Genomic DNA, 5101 nt, shown 5'->3' with positions numbered 1-5101 from the left:
ATAGCGCCCGCTGCGCCGCCAGTGCCAAACTTCCCGCGACTTCGTGCCTTGGCGCTTTTTGGACGCCGGCCGCCACAGCGCGTGGAACCGTCCGTTATGCCGGCGTCCAAAAACCTGCACAATATGCGACCTGGCGGCGATAGGCATTCAGAGATGCCCCTGCAAGGCGAACTAACGAAGATTGGCCCGGTCGTCGCTTACGCCGGCAAAAGTCCAGCCGAACGATAGCTATCGATCATCGCGTCGAAGAGTGAGATATCCGAGCGACTTCTTGCGAAGAGCTGCGCGCCCGCAACGGCGGAATAGATTGCTCGAGCCCGCGCCCGGCTTTCCTTAGATTTGACGACACCAGCAGCCGACACGAGCTTGCTGAGCCAAGCCACATTAACGTCGGCAAAGGTCTGAACTTCCTTCTTCACCGTTTCCGGTAGGTCATCATATTCCGCAGCCATGAAGCTGCAAAGGCACATGCGGTTGTCGCTCAAAAGCGACTTACGAAAAATTTCGGGGTAGCGGCGCAGCGCTCTGAGCGGATCAGGTGATTGGTCCGATATAGCTTCAAGGTCCACGATAATATCTTCCCAATAGCGCTTAGCTACCGCTGCCCCGAGATCGGCCTTGGTCGGGAAGTGGTGATAGATGCTGGGTGCCTTGATGCCGACTTCGGCGGCGATATCTCGGAAATTCAAGCCAGTGTAGCCATGCGCCATCGCGGACCGTTTTGCTGCGGCAAGAATATCTTCCTTCGAACCTACGCTCATTGGGACTTTCCTTTTTGCTCGAAAACCAACCAAGTGGAAGGTAGGGCTTGACAGCAACTATTGGAAGCCCTAAACCTCGTCTACCAATCAGTTGGTAGACACAACGGGCAACCGCCTCACCATCCCCCTCTGAACCCACCTAAACAAAGGAAAACATTATGCCGTTTGCACGCATCGATCTGATCAAGGGCAAATCTTCAGACTATCGCGCCAAAGTAGCCGACATCGTGTATCAGGGGATTGTCGGCGTCCTCAAGGCTCCGGATGGCGACCGCTTCATAGTGGTCAATGAGCACGCGCCAGAGAATCTCATCTACGACCGGCACTTCCTTGACATGGATCGGTCACCTGACTTCATCCTGATCCAGGTGACCAGCACCGTTGGTAACACCAAAGAACTGAAGTTCGCCTTCTACCGGCAGATTGCCGACGAACTCACTAGCAAGCTCGGCGTACGTCCTGACGACATCATGATCAACATGGTCTTCGTCAACAAAGAGGACTGGTCGTTTGGCAAAGGCCAGCCTTGGTAATCGCCTGCTCCGAGCTTCTCCCGGCCGGGGAGTCAGCAATTGGCTCCCCGGACACAGTGGGATCGCTCGGACTCAATCAATCTGCCCGTTACTCATATTTTTGCAAAGTGAGACTTCGAAAAGCGAATGATCGACGTCCGTTTGTCCCCCAGCAGCAGACCTTGATCAGGGCAACGGCTTGGTCAGCTTCGTGCCACCAGGCGTTCGAGTGCTTGCGCTGTGGACACGCGGAGACACGCCGGGCAGAGATGCCGCAGTCGGCCCCAGTCGCTGGAGCCGCGCAACGCCGTTAGGCGGCCAACATTGCGGCGTCCGGCGACGGCAAGCCGCGCGATTTAGCGAATGTCTTTCGAAGCGGTGATGTGGTGATTGCAATCCTACCCGTGGCAGGTCGCGCAAGCGAAAAGCCCCGCTCGCAGCGACGAGCGGGGCCGTTCGGTTGTAGTGCGCCGAAGGGGGTTCTGCGCAAGGTTATCCTGCATCGATTCTACGACAGGGCGGAGGTAAACCTCGCGGATGCGGATGGCGAATAAGTGGCTCAGCTTTTGGCTCTCGCAATCAACGACCGGCAGGCGCCGATATTCCGCCCCCATACTGAGAGTAGTCCGGCTGGGTTGGTACATAAGCGTTGCTGTTTCGGAATTGCTCGCTTGTCGTTGCGCGTGCCTTGTGTGCGTGGTGCTCGGCCGCGGCTGCCATATGGGCCGTCGTCGCAGCAATCAGTATCGCACCAAAAGTTGTGAGAAATGCCTTTTGCATGGTCGTCTCCCTAATCAAGCGCTGTCGAGCGAAGGCAGATGCAGTTCGCTTCATGCGCCTTGTCTGAGAAGTTAGGTTTGACGAGGCTGTTTGTTACGCGAAAGCGATCACAAAGAAGCGAGGAACGCCATCACGAAGAGGGGAGCATCTGCCCAGCTTTCTCTTCGGAAAGGCATTGGGGCCTGTCCGCCGCGCATGCGTCCACGGGCGCGAGAGCAAATCGAAAGGCCGGCGCTGCTTTGGACGGTAGCACTCTCCCCCGCAGGTCACCGGCTTGGAGGCGGCGCAACACTTTGGCTGCCATTGTGTGAACTGGGGCACATCTTCCGGCGCGCGAATCGGAACAACTTTGCGATGCCGTCTCACGACGGTTCCTCCCTAGACTTGACCCCGTCGCGAATGGTGGGCCTTTTTTACAAAGCTCGCCTGCGCGGCCATCGCTATTAGTTTTCGGATTCCCCGACTCAGCCGAAGGTAGCATCGTGCGGTTGGGGTCGGTCAAAGCGAGGATTTCGCGATGATCCAGAAAACTACTACCTTCAAATTCGTCATTTGGACGACTGTTGCCGTTGCGCTGGGAATAATAACTTGGTCCAGTTCCGCCAGGCGTTCTCCCTCTGTCAATCGGGCGAGAGCAAAGCAGGCTGCTGCCCCCGCCCCGAAATTAACTGACTTGCCAAATCTCCAACTTTCGCGCGTTCGCCTATTGGTTTCAAATCTGAACTGAGCCGAATCCGGTCGAAGCTGAGCTAACCACTCATAAAACCGCCCCCAACGGGCGGCCTTCGCACATCCAGTATTGCTTTCGCCGAAGCCGCGAAAGAAGAGCGCCGCCGTACGGAGAAGGAACCAAAACATGTAGTCGGACTTTTAGTGAAGCCATGACGTTCAACGCTGCGAGATACCGAACTTTCTTCGAAGACGCGCGGAGACGCGCAGAACAGGTGTCGGATCCGGTCGAGAAGCGGGCGTGGCTGCGGATGGCCGAGAAGTGGTTCAAGCTGTTAACTCTGGCGGAACAGCATTCTCCGAAGAAAGCGTAGGAACGTAGCGAAGCGGCCCTCGCCCAGTGGAGCTATGTGCCTTCGGATTCATCAGCTTCAGCCGCGCCAGCCACTTCCTCATGACCTGCAGCCCAAAGTGAATGCTCCTGGCTCCCGTCTTGGTAGGGATTACCCTCGGCCGGAATGTTTTCCCGCGCGGCGCGCTGGCCTTGTTCATACGGATCTGGATCAGTGCTCATGATTTGTTTTCCCACCCGAGCCGATTTTGCCTGATCGTAATTGCTGGTTGCCTGACAAACAATGCCCGCCATGGCAGGTTCCGCAGAAGGCCGGCTAATCCACTTCCTTCGCGCAAGCCCTGACGGTCAGATAACCCAGTTCACTAAGGACCTCGGCGACCGAGGGGAATAGTCGTTCCGAAATTCCCAGGGGGGCCTTGTGCATCGGTGGTCGCAACAGTTCGACCGAACACTCTGCTTTGTGCTGTTGGCAGATTGATGACGGGGCAACCTAAACCGACGCGAATCAGACTGGCCGTGCTAGCCTCTCTGAGGACCATCACATGGAACGAGGCCGAAATTGGTGGGCGCAAATGCGCTTCCATCCACTTCGAGCAGAAGCGTCTGTACGTTGTCGAGCGCTTCGGCAAGGTTGAGGCGTGGATCGACGGTGTCAGGGTTGGCAGTTATGCCGACCTCCCTGAGGCTAAGGAAGCCATCCTGAAAATCCGGCGCCCTAAATTCTCTCCAGCCCGTACCGGCCTATAGAGGGGCTGATCGTTCCGTGCGACGCCGCGAAACGAAGAGGCCCCGCCGGAACGGGGTCTTCGCTGCATCACGCGGGGAATTTATTCCGCCGGCTTTCTGCCGACGCCTTGGCCGCCGGGGCGCGACTTGTCGACGCCGCCGCCATCCAAGCTCGGGCCCGACGGGCCAGACCGCGCCATGCCGATGGTCATGCCGCTATGCATCTTGCCGACGTAGTGTCGGTGATGTTTATGGCTGGTGGTGGCGCTGGCATAGGCCGTGCTGGCAAGCGCGAACAGCGTCGCAATAGCAATGGTTCTAATTTTCACGATCGTTTCCTCCATATTGAGTTATTGAGTGAGGAAAACGAGTGACGAGACCGTTTGTGCCTGGCGAACGTCTCTAAAAGAAAAATTAGGAAACCTGCGAAACGTCAGATAGCGACCGCGTGCTGCCTTCCTTCACTCGGCGCAACCGTTACGACCGGGTCTCCCCTGGTGCCGCTACACGGACACGTCCACTCTTCCTCCAATCAACACGCCGCAAGACGCCGCCGCAACGATCTCTGACGTGCTAGCTGCCGTTGCCATCGGCGCGGCCATCAAGCAGCCGTCAGCGCAGCATGGTCCTGAAGATATGATCCCAAAGCGTTGTGCTGACGCCGTAGTTGCGGGACGCAAATCTATGGTGGCTTTGATGATGTGTTAGCAGTGACACGGGCAGATTGTCCGGACCGTGATGAGCAAAGTAGTGCACGAAGAGATACCAGGCGTAGGCGACAAGCGCGCCCGCAAGGAAAACTCCGCCGGCAATCAAATAGACAAGCACGAAACAAACCCAAATTTGCCATAGAATTTTGCGTACCGGATCATCGGGGGTCGCGTGGTGTAACCGATGCTCTCTGGCCAACAGTCTGTGAAATACAAACCGGTGAAAAACATATTCGGCAAAGGTCCACACGACGACGCCCGCGATGAAAACCTCAAAGGCGGAAGTCATTTTGAGCGGCGAAATCGCCAGCAGGAACATTGCCGGCAGAGGAGCAATGAGCATTTCGCCGAAAAAATGATGCCGGTCTCGGTGCTGGAAACACAAGTTCTCGGCACTTGGGGTTTCCCGATTCACGCAGCCACAACCAGCGCGCTCGATCGCCAGCTAGAACCTGAGACAATCACGGAACCGAACGTGGATTATCGAGGTATGGGCGAGATTAATTGGAGACCGCGAGCTTCGGCGTTGCAACAGTCATGGGCTCAAATGCTGATTTAAAAAAGTCCTTGTACATATCGCCGATCTTG

5 protein-coding genes are annotated in these 5101 nt (G+C 56.8%); 1 reads left to right on the top strand and 4 read right to left on the bottom strand.

Annotated features, from left to right (window positions below; translation table 11 throughout):
- Positions 1–197 precede the first annotated feature (197 nt).
- Positions 198–761, bottom strand: a complete 564-nt coding sequence (locus tag ABSE61_RS36590) for a TetR/AcrR family transcriptional regulator (RefSeq protein WP_423876021.1) — start codon at positions 759–761, stop codon at positions 198–200.
- 158 nt (positions 762–919) lie between these two features.
- On the opposite strand from ABSE61_RS36590, the gene ABSE61_RS36585 reads away from it, so the two are divergent.
- Entirely contained in the window at positions 920–1294 is a 375-nt protein-coding gene (locus ABSE61_RS36585; RefSeq protein WP_423876020.1) for a tautomerase family protein, read from the top strand.
- Between the two features lie 1834 nt (positions 1295–3128).
- On the opposite strand, the gene ABSE61_RS36580 is transcribed toward ABSE61_RS36585, so the two are convergent.
- The 3 genes from ABSE61_RS36580 to ABSE61_RS36570 form a co-directional block, all read right to left on the bottom strand.
- Entirely contained in the window at positions 3129–3368 is a 240-nt protein-coding gene (locus ABSE61_RS36580) for a hypothetical protein (protein WP_423876022.1), read from the bottom strand.
- A gap of 536 nt (positions 3369–3904) precedes the next feature.
- Complete coding sequence (locus ABSE61_RS36575; protein ID WP_423876019.1) at positions 3905–4132, bottom strand: hypothetical protein; 228 nt, start codon at positions 4130–4132, stop codon at positions 3905–3907.
- Positions 4133–4415: 283 nt separating this feature from the next.
- Positions 4416–4928 carry a sterol desaturase family protein gene (locus ABSE61_RS36570; protein WP_423876018.1) on the bottom strand — a complete coding sequence of 171 codons (513 nt, stop codon included), beginning with the start codon at positions 4926–4928 and terminating at the stop codon, positions 4416–4418.
- Between the last annotated feature and the right edge of the window lie 173 nt (positions 4929–5101).

The sequence above is a fragment of the Bradyrhizobium sp. genome (assembly GCF_049519115.1).
GTDB lineage: Bacteria > Pseudomonadota > Alphaproteobacteria > Rhizobiales > Xanthobacteraceae > Bradyrhizobium.
Note: the sequence above shows the minus strand (reverse complement) of the source record. Positions and strands in the feature narration are given on the sequence as shown.

Excerpts from the sequence above, each read along its gene's own strand:
- ABSE61_RS36590 (WP_423876021.1), bottom strand. The coding sequence starts at position 761 with ATGAGCGTAGGTTCGAAGGAAGATATTCTTGCCGCAGCAAAACGGTCC.
- ABSE61_RS36585 (WP_423876020.1), top strand. The coding sequence starts at position 920 with ATGCCGTTTGCACGCATCGATCTGATCAAGGGCAAATCTTCAGACTAT.
- ABSE61_RS36580 (WP_423876022.1), bottom strand. The coding sequence starts at position 3,368 with ATGGCGGGCATTGTTTGTCAGGCAACCAGCAATTACGATCAGGCAAAA.